The sequence below is a fragment of the Pontibacter mangrovi genome, assembly GCF_006385705.1.
GTDB lineage: Bacteria > Bacteroidota > Bacteroidia > Cytophagales > Hymenobacteraceae > Pontibacter > Pontibacter mangrovi.
Window position 1 is genome coordinate 243,539 of sequence record NZ_VFRQ01000005.1, and the last position, 22,609, is coordinate 266,147.

The 22,609-nt window shown below is 51.7% G+C and carries 23 protein-coding genes and 1 tRNA gene; 16 read left to right on the forward strand and 8 right to left on the reverse strand.

Going from position 1 to position 22,609, the window contains the following annotated elements; translation table 11 throughout:
- The first annotated feature begins 1 nt into the window (after position 1).
- From FJM65_RS11195 to FJM65_RS11220, 6 genes are all read left to right on the forward strand, one after another.
- Positions 2-967: a DUF6712 family protein gene (locus FJM65_RS11195; RefSeq protein ID WP_140621608.1), complete on the forward strand. Its 966-nt coding sequence runs from the start codon at positions 2-4 to the stop codon at positions 965-967.
- Positions 964-1,518 carry a hypothetical protein gene (locus tag FJM65_RS11200; RefSeq protein ID WP_140621609.1) on the forward strand — a complete coding sequence of 185 codons (555 nt, stop codon included), beginning with the start codon at positions 964-966 and terminating at the stop codon, positions 1,516-1,518. The genes FJM65_RS11195 and FJM65_RS11200 overlap by 4 nt, the downstream gene beginning before the upstream one ends.
- Positions 1,427-2,014 carry a hypothetical protein gene (locus tag FJM65_RS11205; protein ID WP_140621610.1) on the forward strand — a complete coding sequence of 196 codons (588 nt, stop codon included), beginning with the start codon at positions 1,427-1,429 and terminating at the stop codon, positions 2,012-2,014. The genes FJM65_RS11200 and FJM65_RS11205 overlap by 92 nt, the downstream gene beginning before the upstream one ends.
- On the forward strand, positions 1,989-2,765 hold the full coding sequence (locus FJM65_RS11210; RefSeq protein WP_140621611.1) for a hypothetical protein: 777 nt from the start codon (positions 1,989-1,991) through the stop codon (positions 2,763-2,765). The genes FJM65_RS11205 and FJM65_RS11210 overlap by 26 nt, the downstream gene beginning before the upstream one ends.
- Positions 2,755-3,276 carry a hypothetical protein gene (locus tag FJM65_RS11215; RefSeq protein WP_140621612.1) on the forward strand — a complete coding sequence of 174 codons (522 nt, stop codon included), beginning with the start codon at positions 2,755-2,757 and terminating at the stop codon, positions 3,274-3,276. Before FJM65_RS11210 ends, FJM65_RS11215 begins: the two co-directional genes overlap by 11 nt.
- Before the next feature lie 91 nt (positions 3,277-3,367).
- Positions 3,368-6,862 carry a phage tail tape measure protein gene (locus tag FJM65_RS11220; protein WP_140621613.1) on the forward strand — a complete coding sequence of 1,165 codons (3,495 nt, stop codon included), beginning with the start codon at positions 3,368-3,370 and terminating at the stop codon, positions 6,860-6,862.
- A gap of 280 nt (positions 6,863-7,142) precedes the next feature.
- On the opposite strand, the gene FJM65_RS11225 is transcribed toward FJM65_RS11220, so the two are convergent.
- On the reverse strand, positions 7,143-7,520 hold the full coding sequence (locus FJM65_RS11225) for a hypothetical protein (RefSeq protein WP_140621614.1): 378 nt from the start codon (positions 7,518-7,520) through the stop codon (positions 7,143-7,145).
- A gap of 386 nt (positions 7,521-7,906) precedes the next feature.
- On the opposite strand from FJM65_RS11225, the gene FJM65_RS11230 reads away from it, so the two are divergent.
- Both FJM65_RS11230 and FJM65_RS11235 read left to right on the forward strand, forming a co-directional pair.
- On the forward strand, positions 7,907-8,143 hold the full coding sequence (locus tag FJM65_RS11230) for a hypothetical protein (protein ID WP_140621615.1): 237 nt from the start codon (positions 7,907-7,909) through the stop codon (positions 8,141-8,143).
- A complete protein-coding gene (locus tag FJM65_RS11235; protein WP_140621616.1) occupies positions 8,124-8,378 on the forward strand; it encodes a hypothetical protein in 255 nt (84 codons plus the stop codon). Before FJM65_RS11230 ends, FJM65_RS11235 begins: the two co-directional genes overlap by 20 nt.
- Before the next feature lie 365 nt (positions 8,379-8,743).
- On the opposite strand, the gene FJM65_RS11245 is transcribed toward FJM65_RS11235, so the two are convergent.
- Together FJM65_RS11245 and FJM65_RS11250 are read right to left on the reverse strand one after the other, a co-directional pair.
- Positions 8,744-8,817, reverse strand: a tRNA-Arg gene (locus FJM65_RS11245).
- Positions 8,818-8,881: 64 nt separating this feature from the next.
- Positions 8,882-9,604, reverse strand: coding sequence for a TVP38/TMEM64 family protein (locus tag FJM65_RS11250; protein ID WP_140621618.1), 723 nt, complete (start codon positions 9,602-9,604; stop codon positions 8,882-8,884).
- Positions 9,605-9,807: 203 nt separating this feature from the next.
- Here FJM65_RS11250 and FJM65_RS11255 point away from each other — a divergent pair, with 203 nt between their 5' ends.
- Positions 9,808-10,947: a cystathionine gamma-synthase gene (locus FJM65_RS11255; protein WP_140621619.1), complete on the forward strand. Its 1,140-nt coding sequence runs from the start codon at positions 9,808-9,810 to the stop codon at positions 10,945-10,947.
- 405 nt (positions 10,948-11,352) lie between these two features.
- Positions 11,353-11,868, forward strand: coding sequence for a DUF6141 family protein (locus FJM65_RS11260; protein ID WP_140621620.1), 516 nt, complete (start codon positions 11,353-11,355; stop codon positions 11,866-11,868).
- Positions 11,869-11,985: 117 nt separating this feature from the next.
- On the opposite strand, the gene FJM65_RS11265 is transcribed toward FJM65_RS11260, so the two are convergent.
- Both FJM65_RS11265 and FJM65_RS11270 read right to left on the reverse strand, forming a co-directional pair.
- Positions 11,986-12,696, reverse strand: a complete 711-nt coding sequence (locus FJM65_RS11265) for an OmpA/MotB family protein (protein WP_140621621.1) — start codon at positions 12,694-12,696, stop codon at positions 11,986-11,988.
- Between the two features lie 188 nt (positions 12,697-12,884).
- Positions 12,885-13,481 carry a hypothetical protein gene (locus FJM65_RS11270; RefSeq protein WP_140621622.1) on the reverse strand — a complete coding sequence of 199 codons (597 nt, stop codon included), beginning with the start codon at positions 13,479-13,481 and terminating at the stop codon, positions 12,885-12,887.
- A 47-nt stretch (positions 13,482-13,528) separates the two neighbouring features.
- Here FJM65_RS11270 and FJM65_RS11275 point away from each other — a divergent pair, with 47 nt between their 5' ends.
- The gene (locus FJM65_RS11275; protein ID WP_140621623.1) at positions 13,529-14,560 is read left to right on the forward strand and encodes an isoaspartyl peptidase/L-asparaginase family protein; all 1,032 of its coding nucleotides are present in this window, start codon (positions 13,529-13,531) and stop codon (positions 14,558-14,560) included.
- Between the two features lie 76 nt (positions 14,561-14,636).
- Here FJM65_RS11275 and FJM65_RS11280 read toward each other — a convergent pair whose 3' ends face one another.
- Positions 14,637-15,422 (reverse strand): hypothetical protein, encoded by a 786-nt coding sequence (locus FJM65_RS11280; RefSeq protein WP_239022926.1) that lies wholly within the window; start codon positions 15,420-15,422, stop codon positions 14,637-14,639.
- 244 nt (positions 15,423-15,666) lie between these two features.
- Here FJM65_RS11280 and FJM65_RS11285 point away from each other — a divergent pair, with 244 nt between their 5' ends.
- The 5 genes from FJM65_RS11285 to FJM65_RS11305 all read left to right on the forward strand — a co-directional run bounded on the left by FJM65_RS11285 (position 15,667) and on the right by FJM65_RS11305 (position 21,270).
- On the forward strand, positions 15,667-16,440 hold the full coding sequence (locus FJM65_RS11285) for a glycosyltransferase family 2 protein (protein WP_239022927.1): 774 nt from the start codon (positions 15,667-15,669) through the stop codon (positions 16,438-16,440).
- A gap of 1 nt (position 16,441) precedes the next feature.
- Positions 16,442-17,260, forward strand: a complete 819-nt coding sequence (locus FJM65_RS11290) for a glycosyltransferase family 2 protein (protein WP_140621624.1) — start codon at positions 16,442-16,444, stop codon at positions 17,258-17,260.
- The gene (locus FJM65_RS11295) at positions 17,257-17,949 is read left to right on the forward strand and encodes a class I SAM-dependent methyltransferase (protein ID WP_140621625.1); all 693 of its coding nucleotides are present in this window, start codon (positions 17,257-17,259) and stop codon (positions 17,947-17,949) included. Before FJM65_RS11290 ends, FJM65_RS11295 begins: the two co-directional genes overlap by 4 nt.
- Before the next feature lie 162 nt (positions 17,950-18,111).
- A complete protein-coding gene (locus FJM65_RS11300; protein ID WP_140621626.1) occupies positions 18,112-19,413 on the forward strand; it encodes an aminopeptidase P N-terminal domain-containing protein in 1,302 nt (433 codons plus the stop codon).
- A gap of 378 nt (positions 19,414-19,791) precedes the next feature.
- Positions 19,792-21,270 (forward strand): OmpA family protein, encoded by a 1,479-nt coding sequence (locus FJM65_RS11305; RefSeq protein ID WP_181163698.1) that lies wholly within the window; start codon positions 19,792-19,794, stop codon positions 21,268-21,270.
- 133 nt (positions 21,271-21,403) lie between these two features.
- Here the strand turns inward: FJM65_RS11305 and FJM65_RS21255 are convergent, their stop codons facing one another.
- Complete coding sequence (locus FJM65_RS21255) at positions 21,404-21,541, reverse strand: hypothetical protein (protein WP_181163699.1); 138 nt, start codon at positions 21,539-21,541, stop codon at positions 21,404-21,406.
- Positions 21,542-21,679: 138 nt separating this feature from the next.
- Complete coding sequence (locus tag FJM65_RS11310) at positions 21,680-22,603, reverse strand: aspartate carbamoyltransferase catalytic subunit (protein ID WP_140621628.1); 924 nt, start codon at positions 22,601-22,603, stop codon at positions 21,680-21,682.
- Between the last annotated feature and the right edge of the window lie 6 nt (positions 22,604-22,609).

Consider the following 22,609-nt stretch of genomic DNA (forward strand, 5'->3'; position numbering starts at 1 on the left):
CATGCTGATAAAGACCATTGATGAGCTGAAGAAGTATATCAGCACCATTCACAAGAACACCAGCCCGAACACGCTGCTTTCCTTTGTCGAAGGGGCAGAGTTCAAGTATATCTATCCCTTCATCGGGTCGGAGCTGATGACAGAGCTGCAGGCGGCTTATGATGCAGGTACCCTCAGCGATGATCAAAAGGAACTGATGAAGCTGCTTGGCAGATCCATCGCCTACTATGCCATGCTCGATGCACTGCCGATGATTAACGTGAATGTGGGCGATGCAGGTATAACGGAGTCGCAGGGCCAGAATTTCGGGCCTGTGCGCCAGTGGGCGTACTTCAAGTTTGAGGATGCCACGGCCACCAACGCAGATACTTTTCTGGATCTGGCACTAGCGCACTTGGACAGGAACATTGACAAGTTCTCGACTTGGGCTGGCAGTGAGGCCTATATGGAAAGCAAGGCGCTATTTATCAACACGCCTTCGGAGCTATCCAAATACATGAACCTGCAAAACAGCAGGCGCGCTTTTATGGCGCTGCAGCCCTTCCAGGTGCGTGCCGAAGAGTTCTACATCATTCCTTCGCTGGGTGACAAGCTGCACCAGGAGCTGAAGGCATCGTTGCTGAAGCCAGCCGAGCAAACACCGGAGCAACGCGAGACGCTTCGCCTGCTCAAGCGTGCATTGGCTCAATATACGTTGGTGGAGGCTGTTCCGGAATTGTCCTTTACCCACACAGGCAGCGGCCTGAAGGTGCTAAATGATAACGATGGCATCAAAGACCGCCTTAGCATCAGCATGGAGGAGCGCAGCAACCTGGCAAGCGCCTCCAGAGCCCGCGCTGAAATTTACATGGAAGATCTTCGCCGCTTCCTGGACACGGTGCTGCAGGATAGCGAGGCAGACCCTGCCGACAACCAGCAGGCTTTCACGCCTATGGATAACACTGGATCTGTAAGCTTTTGGGTGTGATGATACTGAAAAACGATTTCATAGACCTCACAACGCCCACAAACCGCAAGTATGCGGGTTGGGTAGAACTGGCAGCTTTCGTGGTCGGCGGCATGACAGCCTTTGTAGATGCCCATATCTGGTCGCCTGCTACCACCTATTTCTGTGTTATGGGGCTGGTGATGATGGATTTCCTTTCCGGAATGTGGGTAGGGCACCGATCACCGGCAGGCATTGAGACCAGGAAGGCTAAAAAGGTGCTGGGCACACTGGTAGCTTATACGACCTTCATGTTTTTTGCCCATAAGTTCTCCAGGAACGAACCTGCCCTATTTTGGATGCCGCAGGCAGTGTTAGCGCCTATTGTGGTGATCAATTTTACTTCCCTTATCAAAAACGCCAGCTTGCTGGGCTTCCTTCCGGAGAAAATAGCGGAATGGCTTTACAAGAATATCGACAAGTATAAAAATCCCAACCAAAATGAAGCACCTGTTTACGCAGAACCTGCCAATCTCCCTGAAGATGGCGAGCTGGTTTCTGCTGAAGATGATCATCATCTTGTTAGCCATTAGCGCATTTATCTCCTGCAGGTCAGGCAAATCAGCACATAATTCAGGGGCAACCACTGTCAAGACGAAAGTTGAGCAGGTTCTGCCAGCTGACAGCACCGGCTTTGATGTTTCCAGGAGCCAGATACTTAAAATGGAGGTGGGCAGCTCCAAACAGTCGAAAGGCGCCAAAACCAAAGCTACCCTTACCCGGACCAGTGAGCAAAAATTCGAGGTAGACTGCCAAACAGTGCCCGATACCGTCAGAATTGAGTCTGAGGTAATTTGCCCGGTCATAGAAAGTGAACCCAGGATCATTAAGGAAACGCCCTGGTGGAATTGGATGCTGGAGGGGGCATTGGTGGCCATAATCGTGTTTTTGCTCCTGAAGCAATGGCTTAGCGGAGGTAAAGTACAGGTGCAGATGCCGGTTATCAGCATTCAGCGTCCGGAGGAACGCCTGCAAGGTTTAAGCTCTGACTTACTAGACATAGATGATAAAATTCAGGATAGGGTCTAGGGGCTATACGATAGCCGAGGACTGGCCGGAGCTGGATGTTAAGCAGCTGCTGGGTACTGTACCTTTCTTGTATGCCGACAAAACAGACTTCGGCGTGCGCCTGAACCTGTTGGAGGTTCTGGTGCCAATGCTGAAGCGCAAGCATGTGATGCAGCTATCGGTTGATGACCGCTACGACCTACTCTTGCTCACCTCTTGGGTATGGGAAAAGCCGCTCAGTACTTCTAAAATAAGCCAGTTCAAGTTTAAAGATCAGGTTTACCTGCTGCCAAAGCAGAACCTGGATGATATGATGGCGGCTGAGTTTGCTTTTGCCGACCTGTTCCTGAAGCAGTTTGTAGATTCGTCTGAGCCGAAAATGCTGGATCTGCTGGTGGCCACGCTTTGCCGGCCGGCCAAACCAGCAGCGGCCATGCAAACCCCTGATTGGGATGGCGTGGAGCGCGAGAAGTATAACGGCGCCATAGCCGAGCGCAGGGCGCTTGAGTTTGCAGGCCTGGACATTGCCACGAAGGTCGTGGTGCTCCATCATTTTATCGAGCAGAAGCGATTCGTGTTCGACACCTACGACATCTTCAGCAAAGGCGGGGAGGGCGGCTCAGGCGGTGGTTTCGACATCGGTTGGGTAGCGTTGATCTTTGAGCTGGCGGAGATGGGCATTTTCGGGGATTTCGATAAAGTGAGCTTTACCAACATGAACACGCTTTGCCTCTACCTCCACAATAAAAAGCAGCAGCGCCATGACAAATGAGGAACTGGATAAACTGGTAGCCCAGGAGCTGGAGGAATGGGCAAGAATTGTAGTGCTGCGCCTGGCCAGCGAGATCCGCAGGAAGAAAGTCGTAATGAGCGAGAAGCTGCTAAAGTCACTGCAGCAGGAAGTGTTACAGCAAACTGCCTCGGGAGCGCAGGCCATGTACCTGGCATTTAATGAGTCGGGCAGGATGAAGGATATGACTGCGCTCTCCTATAAGAAGATGCCCCCTATTGAGGCCATAGAGGAGTTTGTAAAGTACTTCGGCCTCTCCAAGTTCAATTATGTGCCTGGCTATAACAAAGGCACTATGCCGCTCAACCAGAGCAAGGCCATCAACCGCATTGCCTGGGGTATTGCAGCTAATAAGTTGGCTGTGAACACGCACAAGCCAAAGAAATGGTTTTCGAAGGCCTTCTACGGCATGATTGATCCCTTGATAGACAATGTGGTTACCAAGTATCAGGAGGCCACCGGTGAAGTGATCGGAGGTGTCGCAAAGTTTTAGTGCAGTTGTACATTTTTTTAGTCTCAAACAACGATTCCAGCCTGAAAAGAGGCATTTCGGGTTGTGCATTCATACATTAATTAGGTATTAAATGGCAAGTGTTAGACAGGATCACGTCCAGGTAAAGCTGGAGATTGATGGTAACCAGGGAAAAACAGAACTGGATAACCTGACTCGTAAGCAGCAGCTTCTTAACAGGGAACTCAAAGAGATGCGCAAAGGCACTCAGGAGTATATTGATAAGAACAAAGAGCTGAAGGAAGTAGACAAACGCATGTCTGATCTGCGCGGCCAGCTTGGCATAACAGGCATGAGCACACGCCAGTTAACCAAGTATAGCAAAGAGCTGAACCGTGAGCTACTTGACCTGACCCCTGGTACTGAGTCGTTCATAAACAAGAGCAAGGAGCTGCGCCAGGTGAATGCCCGACTGACCGAGGTTCGGAAAGAGATCAAAGGCGTTGATGATGAACTGGAGAAATCGGGGGGCGGCTTCATGGGGTTTGCCCAAAAGGCGCTTGCCTTCACAGGCATTCAGATGGGGGTGGAAGCCGTGGTTGACAGCGTGATCAGTGCCGGCCAGGCTGTAATAGAGACCACACAGGAGTTTGAGGAGCTGCGCTCCCAAATCAGCCAGCTAACAGGCGCTTCCGGAGAGGAACTTGACCAGCTAACGGTTTCCGTACGCTCCGTTGCCCAGACTTTCGATAAAGACTATAACGAGGTGCTGGTTGCCTCTAATGCGCTATCAAAGCAGATGGGCATTTCGCAGCAGGAAAGCATTGATCTTATAAAACAAGGCTTTATATCCGGTGCTGATGCCAGCGGTGAATTTTTAGACCAACTGCGGGAGTACCCTCCTCACTTTAAAGCCGCAGGTATCAGTGCAGAAGGTATGATTGCTGCCATTGATCAGTTCACAAAGCTTGGGGTTTTCGCAGATAAAGGAGCTGATGTTATCAAAGAGTTCAATTTAAGAATTAGCGAACAGACACCGGCTACCCAAGAGGCTTTGGAGAATGCTTTTGGAGAGCAGTTTACATCCAAATTGTTCAAGGGTATCAATGATAAGTCGATATCAACAGTACAGGCGCTAAAGCTAATTTCAGAAGGTCTTAGCGATACGGAGCTTACAGCAGCACAAACCCAGACAGTTATAGCTGATGTCTTTGGTGGCCCAGGTGAGGACGTTGGGATTGAAGTGCTAAAAGGGTTGAAAGACATGAAGCTGAGCATGGATGATGTCATTGATTCTGGCAATATCTATACACAGCAAAGGCTTAATCTCGTTCGGTCAGCAGAAGATCTGGCAGCTGCTCAAAATGAGCTAACAAAGTCTTTTGAAGGTGGTGGTAATACTTTAGAAGTACTCACAAACGACAGCCTGACCTTTCTCTATACTTTGCTGGTGGGTTTAGTGGGCATTTTTAAAGAGATGTTCAGCCCTATTGCCAAAATATGGAACAGCCTGATGGGGCTTGCTGAATCTGCAGGCTTGGTGAGTAAGGAAGGTAATGCCGCCAAAAGTTGGGCTGAGGGCTTCACAACAGTCCTTAATTTACTTACAATTCCTTTGCAGCTTGCTTATAAAGCTATTGGGTGGCTGGTTACCGGACTTATTGATATGGCGCGTAACTCACCGGTGGCCATGGCCCAGCTTCGGAACCTGGTATCGGTGGTACAGACCATCTTTGAGGTACTTTCTAATGCACCAGCTTATGTTGCCGCATTTGGAGCTGCCTTCACAGAGGGCTTCAGCAAGGTTAAAAACATGGTGTCCGCGGCTCTTAGTGGAGATTGGGATGCCGTGAAAGCGGATTATGCCTCTTTTGGTACCGATGTATCAAAAGCATTTGAAGATGCCTATAATGCCGAAATGCAGAAGGCAAAGCAGGAGCGCCAGCGCCAGGCGGAGGCAGAAGTTGCCCAGGCAGTAGAGCAGGAGAAAAAGAAATCGGATGGTATTTCTGCTGAACAGAAGAAAGCAAGGGACAAAGCCGCTGAGGAAGCCAGAAAGCAGGCAGAAAAAGAGGCCAAGGAGCGCGAGAAGTTAGAATTGGAGGCTACCAAAGCCATCGAGGATCTGAAGAATGAGCTGATCCAAAATGAGTACGATCGTAAAATAGCCATTCTGCAGACCAACGCCCAGCGCGAAATTGACCAGGCAAAGGGTACCGCGGATCAGATAGCCGAGCAAAAGCGCCTGATCGAGGAGCAGCTGAGCCGAGATGTGGCGGCAGTTGAGAAAGCCCGGGCAGATGATCAGAAGAAGCTGGCCGAGCAGACTGCCCGCGAGATTCAGGATATCCGGAACCGATATACGTTGGCCGGCGCTGATCTGGAGGTGCTGCGAGCTGAGGAAGCATTGAAGTCTGCCATTGCCCAGGCTGGCATTACAGGGCGCTATGAAATGCAGCGGCAGGCAGAAGATAACCTGTTGGCTGCAAAGCAGAACCTGCTGGACCAAGAGTATGAGATTGAGATGCAGGCCTTGGAGCAGCGTGCTGCCGATAAGTTGCAAAAGGACATCGAGACGCTAGAACTCTCCGGAGAGGATCTGAAAAACTACGAATTGGAGGCTGAGGCTGCGTTATTGTCAGAAAAGGAGCTACTGTATGCTGATTACCTGGCACGCAAGGGGGAAATGAACACGCAGCACGTAGAGCAGCGCAACAATAACGAGCGTGCCATAGATGCCCAGAATCTGCAGTATATGCAGCAGGCTACGGGCGCTTTCTTTGATTTTAAACAGGTGGCCAATGATCGAGAGATGGCCAAGCTGGAGAAAGATAAAAAGCGTAGACTGGCAAGCCTAGATTCAGAGTATAAAGCAGGTAAAATCAGCAAAGAGCAGTATGAGGGGCAGAAATCAGCAATCGAGGCAAACTATGATTCTAAAACAAGAGCTCTAAAGAAGAAAGCAGCTGAGGATGAGAAGGCTTCTAAGATTGCAGATGCGACCATGGCAGGTTTACTTGCAGTTATCAAAGCAGCCCCTAATGTCCCGCTTCAGATCGCAACCGGCATAATGGCTGCAGTGAATGTCGCCAAAATTATCGCTACGCCTATACCAACCTTTGCCAAAGGTGGTATTATTGGCGGGACCATCAAATCGGCCAAGCGGATGTTTGCCAGCGGGGGCACCATTAACTCCACGGCAGGCGTGCCCACAGCTGGCCAGCTACACAGCAACGGAGGAATCAAGATGGTAGACGGAGCCACCGGTGAGTACCTGGGCGAGTGGGAGACTGGCGAGCCGTACATGATCCTGAGCCGAAACACCTATGCCAACAACAAACCCGTGATAGATGCCCTGCTTGATTCCAGCCTGCACCGTGGGGGTGCCTCCATTATGCGCAGTGGCGGCATCTATGCTGCTGATGGAGCCGTTACAGGCCAGGTGCCTTCGGTAAGTTCTGGAGCAGGAGGGGGCGATGCCACTTATGCGGAGATGATCGGGGAGCTGAGGGCGGTCAGAACCGCTATACAGCTACTACCGCGGAATCAGCGTGCTTACGTGGTGTATAGTGATATTGAGGATGCCGCTGCGGAGATCGATGCTGTCAGGGCCGATGCGGCCGGTTAAAACAAGTAAGCCACCTATTGTAGGTGGCTTACTTGTTTATAGGTTAGCAATTGGCTGCCACCCACTCCAAAAAATCTTTCTTTTCGATACCCAGAGTCTGCAGGTTAGTAACTATATGGGCAAAAGGAATCTCTTTTTCTGCTCCCCTGAAAATGATGGAGCGGTGTGCTCCGGGGCATTTCCATTTATGGTGAGAGGCTTTGATAGAATTGTAAGCGCAACCCAGGGATGTCAAGTAGGCCTCCCAACACTTTGTTGGGATCGGTCGGTGATTCCCCATTTACGCGATCATTAAGAATTTCTCCTCAACCTTGGTATCCTCAGAAAGCTCAAAATTCTTAAGCAATCCTTCTTTATCTACAAAAGACTGGCTTATTTCAAACCTCTTATTAAAGTATGGATTGCGGTTCCATCCATACTTGCGCAGTTCTGCGGTGCGCTCTGCCTCGCTCAAGCTATACAGGTTCTCGCAAAAGTCATCTATCATTACTTCAAACATTTCCTGGGCCTCCATCATAGAGGAGCCATAAGCCGAAATGTTAAGGGATGGTATGTAGATTATGTAATAGCCATGATCTTCAAACACGACACTGTTAAGCCCCATCTTGATGCGACCCTTGCCGTTTTCTATTTTCAGATATTCCTGAAGTTCTGCCATAGTAAGCTTTAGTGTTAATTACTAAACTATAATCAAAGTGTAATCAACTTGTAAACCAAATGTATTACAAATGTAACACAAAAGCTAACACAAAAGTTGTTCAAGTTATCCACAATCTTGAAGCAGTTATTCAAAAACTTTGCCACCTGTTTGCATATCTCAAAACAAACCTGCACTTTTGAAACGCTAAAACATTCAGTGGTACGGACGCCACTTTAAACCTGTCTGATGGTTTTGGAGTGGCAATTTTATTTTAGAGACAAACGGTTTCTAACCATATTGTTGCCTCGGTAGAAGGAGTCGGGTGCCAGTAATGGCCCCGGAAATAATCCACTGGATGTTTTAGCAGCTCCCCCTCTACCGGGGCAATCTTATTTTCAAATGTTATGCTAAAACATCCGAATTTTCCATCCCGCGCTGCAGCAGTGCCGGTGGCCGAACCGTTCTTCACGGTTAATCTCTACAAGAACAAGATCTATGTGTACAAGAATGTGCGCGTAGGCAAATCCCGTCCTATTACCCTGGGCAAGAAGGTGGCAAATTACCCTCAAGACGCTTACCACCTGACTATGATAGAAAAACTGTACCCAAACGCCCTGGTATATGGTACCCAAGCTGCCTGATTTCCTGAAAGACCGAGGCGTTAACGTAGAGAAGCTCTCCGTTGCCTTATATGATTACATCTACCAGGCCAAGCAAGAAAAGCTGGATGTGTATAAAGAGCAGGAACTGGCCGTGGAGGAAAGTCAGTTCTTCTTCCACCTCCTGACAGGCCTATACTTCAGGGATGCCTTCAGGTGGCGCATGCAGCAGCCAGATGATACAGAAGAGGAAGAAGATCCGGACGAAGATGAATAAAAGAATGAGCCCCATCAATGGGGCTTTTTCGTTATACATCAAAATAACTACTTTTAGCCATGCAGGAACACCAGCAATTGAAACCGGTTCATGCAGATAGCCAGATAAAGACATACTCACTGTCGAGAAGCGAAAAGACCGGTCAGGATCAGATTATGTGCCTGAAGTGTGGCAGGGTAAGCCACAACTTAAACGATGTGATCAACAAGTATTGTGGGCACTGCCATGTTTTCCACGAGAACTAAGTACCCAACTTGAAAAGTGCCCAAAATGGGCGCTGGATACCTACAATCTCTTAATTAGTGCCCAATTTAGTGCCCACAAAAATAAAAAAGCCCCTCAGATGATTCTGAGAGGCTTTTCGGTGGTCACGAAGGGAGTCGAACCCCTAACCTTCTGATTCGTAGTCAGATGCTCTATCCAGTTGAGCTACGAGACCATTCCGTTATTGTGATGCAAAGTAAAGGCGTTTTTTCTTTATACGCAAGACCTGTGTTAAAAAATTATTCATTTTTAGCGGCTGCATTGCGCAGGGCGCGCTTTAAAGCCCTGTCGAACAGGAAGTAAAGCCCACCGATAGAAATTACAATTAATGCTACCATCAGTATCTGTCCGCCGCGGCCGCTGTCCGGGTTCTGCAGGGCCTGCACCACATCGCGGGCCTGCGTGCCTACCCAGAAGAAAAAAAGCGTGCGGGGCAGCATGCCCACTATACTTGCCACAAAGAACTTGCGCCTGTTTATCTGCAGCAGCGAGAGCACGAAGTTCATCAGGGCAAAGGGCAGCACCGGCGAAATGCGCGTCAGGAAGATGAGGCTCCAGCTCTCGCTGCGCAGCTCCTGCATGAGGTTGCGGGCCTTCTCAAAGCGGTTCAGAAAGCTCATCATCTTGCCGTGGTCTATTAGCTGGGCTATGCTATACCCGATCAGCGCCGCAATGCCATACGACACCACAATGCCCGCAAAGCCGTTCCAGCCCAGATAAAAGCCGCTTACCAGCGCCACAAAGGTGGTGGGGGTAAGCGCCAGCGCCATCGTTACAGAGATCACGGCAAAGTATAAAAGCATTTGCCACACCGACAGCCCCTGCAGCAGGTCCTGGTAATTGTACAGCACCACCGCCACCGTAGAGCTTACCACCACCGGCACCACCACGAGCAAGAGCATCGAGACAAACGTGGAGGCGTTTTCGCGTATAAAGGTGCGCAGTAGCGGGAGTGACTTCATGTGGTGATCGTACTTAGTGAGTATCTGAACTTAGACGAAAGACAAAGTACAAAAGATTTGTGCGGCTTTGAAAGTATAACGGGGCTGTTTGGCTGTCTCCTTTATACTTTAAAGGGATTTTTTAACTTGCAGCAACCGCGTACGCAGACATTACAGTGCCAACCTGCGAGAAAACAATCATTCATCAGTATAACTTGTAAACTATGAAATTCGGAACGAAGGCTATACATGCTGGCGTGGAGCCAGACCCAAGTACAGGCGCCATCATGACGCCCATCTACCAGACATCCACCTACGTACAGCGCTCGCCCGGCGACCACAAAGGCTATGAATACTCGCGCACGCACAACCCCACCCGCACCCAGCTGCAGAACGCGCTGGCGGCGCTGGAGAACGGCAAGCACGGCCTGTGCTTCGCCTCGGGTATGGCGGCCGTGGATGCTATTATGAAGCTGCTGAAGCCCGGCGATGAGGTAATCTCCACCAACGACCTGTACGGCGGCAGCTACCGCATTTTTACAAAGATCTTCCAGAACTATGGCATCAAGTTCCACTTTACCAACATGCAGGATACAGCTAATGTGGAGAAGCTGGTGAACGAGAACACGAAGATGATCTGGGTGGAGACGCCTACCAACCCGCTGCTCAACATCATCGACATAAAGGCGTACGGTAAGCTTTGCAAGAAGCACAACTTGCTGCTGGTGGCCGATAACACCTTTGCCACGCCATACCTGCAAACCCCACTGGACATGGGCGCCGACATGGTGATGCACTCGCTGACCAAGTACATGGGCGGCCACTCGGATGTGGTGATGGGGGCAGTTGTGGTGAACAGTGATGACCTGCGCGAGCGGCTGGCCTTTATCCAGAACTCCTGCGGCGCCACGCCCGGGCCTCAGGATTGCTTCCTGGTGCTGCGCGGCCTCAAAACCCTGCACCTGCGCATGGAGCGCCACTGCCAGAACGGCCGCCAGGTGGCCGAGTTCCTGAAGAATCATCCTAAGGTAAACAAGGTGTACTGGCCTGGCTTTGCCGAGCACCCGAACCACGAGGTGGCCCAAAAACAAATGCGCGACTTCGGTGGCATGGTGTCGTTTGAACTGAAGGGCAATAACGTGGACGACGCCATTCGTGTGCTGGAGAACCTGAGGCTGTTTGCGTTGGCTGAGTCGTTGGGCGGCGTGGAGTCGTTGTGCGGCCACCCGGCTACCATGACGCATGCCAGCATCCCGCGCGAAGACCGCATGAAAGCCGGCCTAAGCGACACGCTGATTCGCCTGAGTGTGGGTGTGGAAGACGCCGAAGACCTCATCTCGGACCTGGAGCAGGCGATTGGATAGAAGACGCAAAACCTGATGTAGACTTAGAAGGGCCGCCAGCTTTATAGTTGTCGGTCTTTTTGTTTGTCTATACTTTGGTGGTGCAGCGGAAGTGTACTTTTGTGCGTAGTTTGGAGAAGGTGAAATTCGCACATCTCTGGAGTAGTAATTACCTCATGTCCCTCTTCAATGCGAGACTTTTTGCTGTGCCAGTTTATTCCCTCTTGGGAGTAGGGCCATTTCATCCTCTCTTTTAGTCATCCTGAAAGGATCTTGTGAGCCGGTAGCGTTAGCTTAACACACTTTCTACCAAGATTCTTGACAGAATGACAGGAATTAAGAAGCCTATTTTTTAGAATGAAGCAGCTTTGCTGCCAGGGTAAACCATCAACATGAAATGAAGATCCAGAAAGTATAAAACCACACATGGCAGACGAGCAGATCATACTTTACAGGGAGCGGCAGCGGTTCAGGCAACTATGGCTGTGGGTGGTGGTGCTGGGCGTGGCAGCTATTTTCTGGGTAGGCTTTGTGTACCAGGTGCTGATGGGCGGGCTGTATGGCAACAGGCCGGTGCCTGATGTGCAGCTAAGTATACTTTTCGTGCTGGTGGGGCTGGGGCTGCCGTACTTTTTCTATAGCATGTCGCTTACCACGGAGGTGCAGCCGGGGCAGGTGCTGGTGCGTTTCTGGCCCTTTCATATCAAGCCCGTTAGAATACCGCTGCACCTGGTGCGGGATTATGAGCGCGTTACCTACAACCCCATCGGCGACTACGGCGGCTGGGGCATCAGGTGGGGCTTTAAGGGCAAAGCCTACAACATGTCGGGCAACGAGGGCGTGAAGCTATACTTTTACAACAAAGGCCCGCTGCTGATCGGCTCCCAAAACGCGGGCGAACTGTTCCAGGCCATCAGCGAAGCAAAAAAAGCGAAAGTGTAGTGGATAGTTGCACAGTATATCCTTTCTCTACTTTTCAACCTTCTTGCCCGCAAAACATAAAGCGCCGGTAACCTCTGTGGCTACCGGCGCTTTGGTATTTATTTGGAAGTATAAAACTTAGGCTTTGATGCCCAGGATTTTATAGATCTCAGTAAAGTCTGGCGTCAGGATGATCTCAGTACGACGGTTTTTAGCTTTCGCCTCCGCAGTGCGTCCTGAGTCAACTGGCATGTAGAAAGAGCGGCCAGCTGGCGTAATTCTGTCCGGAGACAGGCCTTTCTCAGTCATCAGGCGCGTGATCTCAGTGGCACGCAGCACGCTCAGATCCCAGTTGTCAGTCAGGTATTTCATGCCGTTCAGCACAGATACGTCGTCTGTGTGTCCTTCTACCATCACGTCCACTTCCTGGTTATTCTTCAGTACGCTCACCAGCTGGTCAATGGCTTTCTTGCCGCCGGTATTCACTTTCGTGCTGCCAGTCGGGAACAACAGCTTGTCAGACATAGAAACGTATACTTTGCCGTCTTTCACCGCCACGCTCAGGTCGCCTTGGTTAAAGCCTTTCAGGGCAGCGTTTACTTCGTTTTTCAGGTTGTCCAGAACCTTCTGCTGCTCGTTCATGGCACGCTCCATGTCAGCAAGTTTCTGCTCACGCTCTCTCAGAGAGGAAGTCAGTTCATCAACTTTAGCTTTTGAGGCAGCCAGCTCTTGCTCTTGCGCTTCTTTGCTTGCCTGCAGGTCTTCATACTTTTTAGACGATACGCAAGAAGCCATCATCGAAGAGCACAGAACCACAGCAAGGGATGCTTTGAAGAAATTGGATTTCATGGGTGATAAATTAATTGTTTGTTTGGTTAATGTTTGAGAATACTTTGCAAATATGGTAAAAGATAAGCCTGCAAGCTAAGAAAACTATATAAAAACCAAGAAATTACCTGCAATTCAAGTGTATAAACGGAAGATTCCTTGTTATATTGTATAACAACTATATTTTTCACAACTCTGGCGGCAAGCCGCTAGCGCTCTGACAGATAGATTCGGCGCAGGCGCGGCTGCAAAAACCAGATTCCCAGCGGAAGCAGCATAAAAAGAAAAACGGTGCCCAGGTATTCGCCGCTTTGCGCCACCCGCGGCGTCTCTACGCTAACCAACGACCGGCCAGCAAAATAGGCGGCATACAGGTAGCAGAACGTGGCGAACAGGTGCATCGGCACCAGCAGCGCCAGCATGCCCAATGGCAAAGTGCCGGCCGCCAAACTGTCCCGGATAACGGCCCAGGTATAGACAAACAGCAGCGCGTAGAGCAGCATGTACAGGCAGCCCAGATAAAAGTATAACGGCGTGATTTTGATGCTTTCTGGCAAGCGCTTGTAAAGCCGGGCGCCGACTGTCCAGAGCCAAAGCGTGATAACCGTGGCAGGCAGGGCGTCAAGCAGCATGGTGAGCACGCGGCCTGCCGAGATGCCCAGTGCGCCGAGTAGCCAGAGCAGGCCCTGTTGCAGCAAAAGCGGTAACACAAACAGCAGCAGGAAAGCCTGCCAGTGCCGTAGCCGGACAAGGAACATACGCGAAAAGTATAGGTGCAGCGGCAAGATGAGAAATTTGCGCCGCATACGCCAAAAAGCCTTATATTTAACCTACAAAATTCCCATATCGACCTATGAAAAAGCATTTATACTTTCTGTGCCTGTTTCTGCTTAGCGGCTTTGCAAGCCTGGCGCAGGGCAAGCCCGACTATAGCAAAATCACACTGGTGATTCATGGCGGCGCCGGCACCATCACCCGCCAGAACATGACGCCGGAGAAAGAGAAAGCCTACCGCGAGAAGCTGAACGAGGCCCTACAGGTTGGGTATGACGTGCTAAAGAAGGGCGGCACCAGCCTGGATGCCGTGGAGGCCACCATCCACGTGATGGAAAACTCGCCGCTGTTTAACGCGGGCAAGGGCGCCGTGTTCACCAACGAGGGGAAAAACGAGATGGACGCCGCCGTGATGGACGGTAAAACGTTGATGGCGGGTTCTGTGGCTAGCGTCACCACCATCAAAAACCCGATTACCGCTGCCCGCGCCGTGATGGAGAAGTCGGAGCACGTGATGATGATCGGAAGCGGGGCTGAAAAGTTTGCCAAAATGCAGGGCGTGGAGATCGTGGACCCTTCCTACTTCTACACCGAAACGCGCTACAACCAGCTGCAAAAGCTGAAAGACAAAGAGAAAACGAAGCTGGACCACGATGGCGGCACCAGCAGCAACGAGAATATTTTTATTGAAGGCAAGAAGTTTGGAACGGTGGGCTGTGTGGCGCTGGATGCCTATGGTAACCTGGCAGCGGGCACCTCCACGGGCGGCATGACGAACAAACGCTACGGGCGCGTAGGGGACGCTCCGATCATTGGGGCCGGAACCTATGCCGACAACAACACCTGCGCCGTGTCTGCCACCGGCCACGGCGAGTACTTTATCCGCTCGGTAGTGGCCCACGACATTGCCGCACTGATGGAATATAAAGGCTACTCTGTAAAAAAGGCTGCCGAAGAGGTAGTACTGAAGAAACTGGTGGAGCGCGGCGGCGAAGGCGGTGTGATTGCCCTGGACAGGAAAGGCAATGTTGCCATGCCGTTCAACTCGGCAGGCATGTACCGTGGCTACATCAAAAACGGCAAGGCAGAGGTGCTGATCTATAAGGATTAGGGCCAGGCATACTTCCTAAGGCAAAGTCAGGAGCGTACCTCCTGACTTTTTTATGGCTAAGCCCAACAAGTATAGCTTATTGCTTTTTCTCCCTGCCGCCCACGTTTATCACAAAGCCAAGCGAAAAGACCGAATAGGCGGCCGTCAGGGTTTCGCGGTTTTTCAGGCCGATGGTGGTGCCGCTAGTGTACTGCAACTGCACCGATGGGTTCAGGGTGAGGCGCGTGTAGAAGATCGGCTCCAGAAAAATGTTGTCCTCCAGCGTTCCCGGCTCATTGTTCAGCGCATAGTCATACATGTCCACGTAGCTGGCGCGCAGGGCGGTGCCATAGTTCAGCGGAAACTCGCGGTTCAGCAGCCGCAGCGACTTTTTGCGCTTCGAGCTGAAGTTTACCTGCAGAAAGTACTTGCTGAAGTTGGCATCATGGCGCTCGTAGCTCATCTCGCCGGTCTCCTTGTCCTCTTCTTTCTCGGTGCGCTCCGAACTGCCGCCCCCAAAGCCGCCGTAAATCTCCAGCACCCGGTTCTGTTCCGGCCCAAAGGTGGTGTAGTAGCCGCCGGCCGCCTCCAGCAGGTTGTGGCGCATGTCGCGTTTGCGGCGGTCGCTGCTCAGCATAGAGCCATTCAGAAGCACGGCAAAGTGGTCTGATACGGCATATGCGGTGTTAAAAGTGATATTGCCCTTCGGGGTAACATGGCCGCCCGCGCTCAGCTCTCCCTTTTGCGTGAACATGGGCACGTTGGGCACATTGGGCATGTAAGCGGAGGTGCCGCAACCAGCCAGCAGCAAGGGCATGGCCAGTAACATAGAGCAGCGTTTTATACTTTTAGTAAGTGTGGAAGCGGTAAAGGGTGTATTCATAAAGTGATATTGAGCAAGGCAAAGTATGCCAACTTAGGCAAAGCCCCCGGCAAACACAAGCACCTAACGGTCGATTTAGTGAAATATTCAGATTTTTGAGTTAAAAGGCGTAGCTGCCTATTGCATTTTTAACTACGGCCGCTTTGGCGTAGCTTTGCTGCCTAAGAAGCATTGCCTGCGCGGGTTACAGCCACAGGCTTGTTTGAACTATAACCATGTATTAAAGCATTAGCTGTTCAAAGCTATGATGAAGGAGGAAATCAAGATATCGGCCACGGTCATCACCTTTAACGAGGAGCGGAACATTGCGCGCTGCCTGCAGTCGCTGCAAGGGGTGGCCGACGAGATCGTGGTGGTGGACTCTTTCTCCACGGACGGCACGCAGGCCATCTGCGAGTCTTTTGGGGTGAGGTTTGTGCAGCATCCGTTTGGGGGCTATATTGAGCAGAAAAACTACGCCGTCACGCAGGCCACCTACGACCATGTGCTGGCCCTGGATGCGGATGAGTGCCTTTCCGAAGAGCTCATTGCTTCCATTAAGGAGAAAAAAAAGAACTTTGACGCAGACGGCTTTATCGTAAACCGCCTGAACAACTACTGCGGGCAGTGGATACACCACGGGGGATTTTACCCGGACGCTAAGCTGCGCCTCTGGAACCGAAACAAGGGCCAGTGGGGCGGCACCAACCCGCACGATAAGGTGATGCTGCAGGGAGAGGCCCGCAAGCTAAAAGGCGACCTGCTGCACTATGCCTACGCCACGGTGGGGGAGCATATTGAGCAGGCAAATAAATTTGCCCGTATTGCGGCCGACGCGGCTTATAAAAAGGGCAAAAAAATTAACTTTGTAGTTCACGTATTGCTAAACCCTGGCTTTAAGTTCTTTAAGAAGTACTTTCTGAAGCTGGGTTTTCTGGATGGGTACTATGGGTTTGTTTTCTGTGGCGTGTCGGCGCAGCTAAACTTCCTGAAGTATCTCCGGCTGTACGAGCTGTACAGGCAAGATAAAAAGAAATAACATGAGGGCATCCGTCATCATTACAACATACAACGAGCCGGAGTGGCTGCGCAAAGTGCTGATCGGCTACAGCGTGCAGGACACCCTGGATTTTGAGCTTATCATTGCCGACGACGGCTCGGGGGAGGATACCCGGGCAGTGGTGGAGGAGTTTAAAGGCAGCTACCCTGTGCCGCTCACGCACGTGTGGCACCCGGACGAGGGCTACCAGAAATGTGTTATCCTGAACAAAGGCATACTGGCCAGCAACACCGAGTACCTGATCTTTTCGGACGGCGACTGCATTCCGCGCCAGGACTTCGTGTCGACGCACCTGCGGCTAGCCGAGAGAGGCTATTTTCTGTCCGGCGGATTGCTGCGCCTGCCCATGGAGCTGAGCCAGAAGATCACGAAGGACGACATTGTGAGCCAGCGCATTTTTGACCGCGAGTGGATGGAGCAGAACGGCCTGCCGAAAAGCTTTAAGAACAGCAAGCTCTCCAAGAGCAAAGCCTACTCCAGCCTGATGAACGCCGTTACGCCTACCAAGGCCTCCTGGAACGGGCATAACTCCTCGGGCTGGAAAGCAGACGCGCTGGCCGTGAACGGCTTTAACCACGACATGCACTACGGCGGCCAGGACCGGGAGTTTGGCGAGCGCCTGGTAAACTATGGCCTGAAATCGAAGCAGATACGCTACAGTGCCATTTGCGTGCACCTGGAGCACCACAGAGCCTACAAAACGCAAACCTCTATCTCCAAAAACAAAGGCATCCGGAGCGAGACCAGAAAAACAAAAGCGATACAAACGCCTAACGGCATAAACAAGCTGCCCACATGAGTGATTTCTTTCAGCTAAAGCCCACAGTTGCCTCGCAGCTTTACCGCGACGTGAAAGCCAAGTACTACCGCAAGTTTCAGGACCGCTACATTGCGCCCTGGATGCGGAGCAAGGAAATTGACCTTATCGGGGAGGCTCTGCACAACATACAGCCGAAACGCGTGTTTGAGTGGGGAGCAGGCTACTCCACGGTTTTCTTCCCGCAGCTCCTGCAAGGCGAATTTGAGTGGACCTCGGTGGAGCACAATACCGGCTGGGCCACCAAACTGAAAGAGATCATCCACGACCCGCGCATCACCGTGCACAACATACTGCCCGACGACCCCAATTTTGTGGACAAGCACAACGAGGGCACGCTGGAGGAGTTTCATACCTACGTGAACATGCCGCAGGGCAAGTATGACTTTATCTTTATTGATGGGCGCGCCCGCGCCGAGTGCATGAAAAAAGCCCTGAACCACCTAAGCGAGGGGGGACTGGTGATACTGCATGATGCCAACCGCAAGCACTACCATACTTATAGCCACCTGTACCCGCACCAGGTGCTCATGAAGGATTACCACAAAAACCGCGGGGGCGTGTGGCTGGGCTCCGCTACCCGAAAAATTGAGGACATTGTGGACATGGAGAAGCACCACAAGCTATGGGGCACACACTATATTATCGGGAAAGCATCTTTTAAGAGCTGATCATACTTCACTCTCAGTTGCAGCGGCACGGACCTTTTTAAGTATGGTCCGTGCCGCTGTGCTTTAGGCGCATAGTATAGCATACTGAACTTGCTGAAACGGCCGTTTTATACTATATTAGCTATATCGAATAGCCGACGAACCTAATCAAAATAAAACTACATGAAATACCTCCCGATCGGGCAGGAGCTGTTTGTGCATAACCGCAGTAATTTTGTAAAGCAGCTCAAGCCCTCATCTATCGCCATCTTCCAGGCCAACGACGTGATGCCCACCAATGCCGATGGCACCATGCCTTTCCGGCAGAACAGCGACTTGTTTTACCTCTCCGGCATAGACCAGGAGGAAAGTATACTTTTGCTTTTCCCTGATTGCCGGGAGGAGCACCTGCGGGAGGTGCTGTTTGTGCGCGAGACCAACGACCACATACTTACCTGGGAGGGTTACAAGCTTACCAAAGAGCAGGCGCGGGAGGTGTCGGGCATACAAACCGTTTTCTGGACGCACCAGTTTGAGCAGGTGCTGCACACGCTGGCCTTTGAGGCAGAGCACCTGTACCTAAACACCAACGAGCACCTGCGCGCCGTAGTGGAGGTGGAGACCCGCGATGCCCGCTTCATAAAGAAAGTGAAGGAGCAGTTTCCGCTGCACAAGTATGAGCGCAGCGCGCCCATCATGCACCAACTGCGGGCCATTAAATCGGAGCGGGAGGTGGAGCTGCTGCAGCTGGCCTGCGACATTACAGGCAAGGCTTTCCGCAGGCTGCTGGGCTTTATTAAACCGGGGGTGATGGAGTATGAGATAGAGGCTGAACTGTATCACGAGTTTTTGCGCAACCGCTCCAAAGGCCCGGCCTACGAGCCTATTATTGCTTCCGGCGCCAATGCCTGCATCCTGCACTACACCGACAACAGCCGCGAGTGCAAAGACGGCGACCTGGTGTTGATGGACTTTGGGGCGGAGTATGCCAACTATGCCGCCGACCTGACGCGCACCGTGCCGGTGAACGGGAAGTTCACCAAGCGCCAGCGCGAAGTATACGACTCGGTGCTGACCGTGATGAAAGCCGCCAAGCAGATGCTGGTACCGGGCAACACGCTGGGCCAGTACCACAGGTTTGTAGGCACCCTGATGGAAAACGAGCTGATAAAGCTGGGCCTGCTGAACGAAGGCGATGTGCGCAACCAGGATCCTGAGAAGCCGCTGTATAAGAAGTACTTCATGCATGGCACCTCCCACCACCTGGGCCTGGACGTGCACGACGTGGGCAACCGGTTCAGGCCATTTGAGGAGGGCATGGTGTTTACCTGCGAGCCCGGCATCTACATTCGGGAGGAAGGCATCGGCATCCGCCTGGAAAACGACATCCTGATTACCCACAACGGCCCCAAAGACCTGATGCAGGACATCCCGCTGGAGGCCGACGATATAGAGCGGCTGATGCAGGCGCACCAGCTTGTATGACCTGAATGCTGCTATGCCCATAAGGACGGCTGCCAACTTTACTGGCAGCCTTTTTTGTTGTACTCACTCTAAAAAAACACCCCTTACATCAAAAAAAAATACTGGAAACAACTTTGCTCCCCGGTTTCAGTTTGAAGTAAAAGAGTGCGTGTAGGTAAAACCATCTGATAAAAAAGAAGTACAATTTAGCTGATGGCGCACAACGTGTTATGTTCACCTGGTTTATACTTTTTGCCTATGCATGAACATAAGCTTTTTGGAAAATGGCATGTCCGGAAACAGAGCGAGAGCGTACCGGAACGGGGATTTTTTTAGAAAAGAAACAAACTCGTTTTAAACATGCACGTATTGTCATATCAACATATACTTTGTAGAACCATGCAAACACATTTATCGAACATTAAAAAAGTTGCTTTGGCGCTCGTTTTCCTGTTTGTGGCAGGACCAAACGTCTTCGCGCAAAGCTCTGATCAAAAAACAAACCTGCAGATATACGGAAGTGCCTTACAGTATAAAGGTGACATTACAGGTGATGACAAGTTCGGCGACCCGGAGTGGGGCGGCGGCATCTCCCTGAACCGTTACCTGAGCCCTTCTTTTGATGCTGGTTTGCACCTGACCTACGGTAGCACCGAGGACACAGGAAAAGATACTTACTCTGGGGCTTCGTTTGATGCCCAGATGGGAACCATAATGCTGGGCCTGCGCCTGAAAATGTATGGTACCATTCTGAAAGAGGATGCCTTTATAGGCCCGTACCTGCAAGTGGCAGGTGGTGGCGCCTGGGCTAAAACCGATGCCATGGCTCCTGCCGGAGGGCCTGCCGTTCACAACGACGACAAGTTCTTCACGATGGCGGGTAGAGCCGGTGCCGGTATCCGTTTCCGTTTCTCGGATGCGGTGAGCGCCTTTGTGGAAACCAACTACATGATCATCGGGCAGGACAAAATTGACGGCTACGATGTAGGCGACAACGACCGCTTTCTGATGCACAACGTAGGCCTTGGCTTTAACCTTGGCAAAGCAAAAGACACGGATGCAGACGGTGTGCCGGACAGACGCGACGACTGCCCTGACACCCCAACCGGTGTGCAGGTAGACAAGAACGGTTGCCCTGTTGATACAGACGGTGACGGTGTAGCGGACTACCAGGACGAGTGCCCAAGCGAGGCTGGCGTGGCTAACCTGAACGGCTGCCCTGACCGCGACGGTGATGGTGTAGCTGACAAAGACGACCAGTGCCCGGATGAAGCCGGTACTGCCGCTACAAACGGTTGCCCTGACTCTGACAACGATGGTGTAGCTGATGCACAGGATAACTGCCCAGATACTCCTGCCGGCGTACAGGTTGGCCCGGATGGCTGCCCAACTGACTCTGACGGTGACGGTGTTCCGGATAACGAGGATGCTTGCCCTAACTCTCCAGGTACTGCCGAAACCAAAGGCTGCCCAGAACTGGATGACGCTACTAAGAAGCTGATCGAGGAGAAAGTGCGCTTCGAGTTTGACAGAGCCCGAGTACAGGATAGCTACAAGCAGCTGCTCGATAGCATCACAGTGGCCCTGCAGAACTATCCAGACCACGTGCTGCTGATCAAAGGCCACGCTGACTACATTGGCTCCGAAGAGTACAACCAGGCACTGTCTGAGCGCAGAGCTGAGGCTGTGAAGGAGTACCTGATCCAGCAAGGCGTGCAGAACCCAGACCGTTTGGTAACAAAAGGCTATGGCGAAACCCAGCCGCTTGTTAAAGTGAACGAGCGCCAGTCCAGACGCAGAACTGCGGAGGCCAGAGCCAAGAACAGGAGGGTAGGTTTCGAGCTGAACACGCCGGACTTACAACTGAACATGGAATAATTCCTTAGAATAAACTAAATAGAAGCCCCGCTGGCAGTTGCTGGCGGGGCTTCTTACTTTCTAGGCCAATGTATAAGTATAATACCAACATCAGTAATACCAACATCAGTTGAACTGCGCGCGCCATAACTTCTTAGCCTTCTGATAAATTCCCCTCCTGGTAGAGGTTAGGGGTGGGGTCAGGAAGCAGGTAAACTGGCAATAGCTTCAAGCGCACGATCATTTTATAAGTATGAGTAGTATGACCAAGCTTGTCTCCGGCGGATACCATACTTTACGGCAGTTCCTAATCCCTTTACAAGGCACCTGCAAGGCCAAACAACGGCCTGTCCTTCAAGGTAAGCAGCTAAAGCAAAAAGCCGCTCTAAACTGATAGAGCGGCTTTTTGATGTTGGGGAAGTATATGCTTCTATCCTCGCTGGGCCAGCAAGTATAAAACCGCCATCCGTATGGCCACCCCGTTTTCTACCTGGTTCAGGATGATGGAATGGTGCGAGTCGGCGGCATCGGAGCTGAGTTCCACGCCGCGGTTTATCGGGCCTGGGTGCATCAGCACGATTTCCTTGTTCAGGCTGTCCAGCATCTTTTTGTCGATGCCATAGTATAGTGTGTACTCGCGCAGCGACGGGAAGTACTTCATTTGTTGGCGCTCCAGCTGTATGCGCAGCACGTTGGCCACATCGCACCACTCCAAGGCCTTGCGCACGTTCGTTTCCACCTTCACGCCCAACTGCTGGATATACTTTGGCAGCAGCGTGATCGGACCGCACACCATCACCTCGGCCCCCTGCTTCTGCAGTGCAAAGATGTTTGACAGTGCCACCCGCGAGTGCAGGATATCTCCGATGATCACCACTTTTTTGCCAGCTACCTCGCCTAGTCTCTCCCTTATAGAAAAAGAGTCGAGCAGAGCCTGGGTTGGGTGCTCGTGGGTGCCGTCGCCGGCGTTTACGATGTTGGCCGGGATGTGCTTGCTCAGGAAGTGCGGTGCCCCGGGGCTGGAGTGGCGCATCACAATCATATCCACCTTCATGGCCAGGATGTTGTTGACCGTATCCAGCAGGGTTTCGCCTTTTTTTACCGAGCTGCCGCTGCTGCTGAAGTTGATCACGTCGGCAGAGAGGCGCTTTTCGGCCAGCTCAAAAGAGAGGCGCGTGCGCGTGGAGTTCTCGAAAAATACGTTGGCGATGGTGATGTCGCGCAGCGAAGGCACTTTCTTAATCGGCCTGTTCAGTACATCCTTAAAATTATCAGCAGTCTCAAAAATGAGCTGGATGTCTTGGGGGGTGATGTCTTTGATACCTAACAGGTGCCTGACGCTGAGCTCTTGCATGTATGA

Bases quoted from the DNA above. Each gene is read 5' to 3' on its own strand.
- FJM65_RS11195 (WP_140621608.1), top strand. From the start codon at position 2: ATGCTGATAAAGACCATTGATGAGCTGAAGAAGTATATCAGCACCATT.
- FJM65_RS11205 (WP_140621610.1), top strand. From the start codon at position 1,427: ATGAAGCACCTGTTTACGCAGAACCTGCCAATCTCCCTGAAGATGGCG.
- FJM65_RS11210 (WP_140621611.1), top strand. From the start codon at position 1,989: ATGATAAAATTCAGGATAGGGTCTAGGGGCTATACGATAGCCGAGGAC.
- FJM65_RS11215 (WP_140621612.1), top strand. From the start codon at position 2,755: ATGACAAATGAGGAACTGGATAAACTGGTAGCCCAGGAGCTGGAGGAA.
- FJM65_RS11220 (WP_140621613.1), top strand. From the start codon at position 3,368: ATGGCAAGTGTTAGACAGGATCACGTCCAGGTAAAGCTGGAGATTGAT.
- FJM65_RS11225 (WP_140621614.1), bottom strand. From the start codon at position 7,520: ATGGCAGAACTTCAGGAATATCTGAAAATAGAAAACGGCAAGGGTCGC.
- FJM65_RS11230 (WP_140621615.1), top strand. From the start codon at position 7,907: ATGCTAAAACATCCGAATTTTCCATCCCGCGCTGCAGCAGTGCCGGTG.
- FJM65_RS11235 (WP_140621616.1), top strand. From the start codon at position 8,124: ATGGTACCCAAGCTGCCTGATTTCCTGAAAGACCGAGGCGTTAACGTA.
- FJM65_RS11250 (WP_140621618.1), bottom strand. From the start codon at position 9,604: ATGAAGTCACTCCCGCTACTGCGCACCTTTATACGCGAAAACGCCTCC.
- FJM65_RS11255 (WP_140621619.1), top strand. From the start codon at position 9,808: ATGAAATTCGGAACGAAGGCTATACATGCTGGCGTGGAGCCAGACCCA.
- FJM65_RS11260 (WP_140621620.1), top strand. From the start codon at position 11,353: ATGGCAGACGAGCAGATCATACTTTACAGGGAGCGGCAGCGGTTCAGG.
- FJM65_RS11265 (WP_140621621.1), bottom strand. From the start codon at position 12,696: ATGAAATCCAATTTCTTCAAAGCATCCCTTGCTGTGGTTCTGTGCTCT.
- FJM65_RS11270 (WP_140621622.1), bottom strand. From the start codon at position 13,481: ATGCGGCGCAAATTTCTCATCTTGCCGCTGCACCTATACTTTTCGCGT.
- FJM65_RS11275 (WP_140621623.1), top strand. From the start codon at position 13,529: ATGAAAAAGCATTTATACTTTCTGTGCCTGTTTCTGCTTAGCGGCTTT.
- FJM65_RS11280 (WP_239022926.1), bottom strand. From the start codon at position 15,422: ATGAATACACCCTTTACCGCTTCCACACTTACTAAAAGTATAAAACGC.
- FJM65_RS11285 (WP_239022927.1), top strand. From the start codon at position 15,667: ATGATGAAGGAGGAAATCAAGATATCGGCCACGGTCATCACCTTTAAC.
- FJM65_RS11290 (WP_140621624.1), top strand. From the start codon at position 16,442: ATGAGGGCATCCGTCATCATTACAACATACAACGAGCCGGAGTGGCTG.
- FJM65_RS11295 (WP_140621625.1), top strand. From the start codon at position 17,257: ATGAGTGATTTCTTTCAGCTAAAGCCCACAGTTGCCTCGCAGCTTTAC.
- FJM65_RS11300 (WP_140621626.1), top strand. From the start codon at position 18,112: ATGAAATACCTCCCGATCGGGCAGGAGCTGTTTGTGCATAACCGCAGT.
- FJM65_RS11305 (WP_181163698.1), top strand. From the start codon at position 19,792: ATGCAAACACATTTATCGAACATTAAAAAAGTTGCTTTGGCGCTCGTT.
- FJM65_RS21255 (WP_181163699.1), bottom strand. From the start codon at position 21,541: ATGGTATCCGCCGGAGACAAGCTTGGTCATACTACTCATACTTATAAA.
- FJM65_RS11310 (WP_140621628.1), bottom strand. From the start codon at position 22,603: ATGCAAGAGCTCAGCGTCAGGCACCTGTTAGGTATCAAAGACATCACC.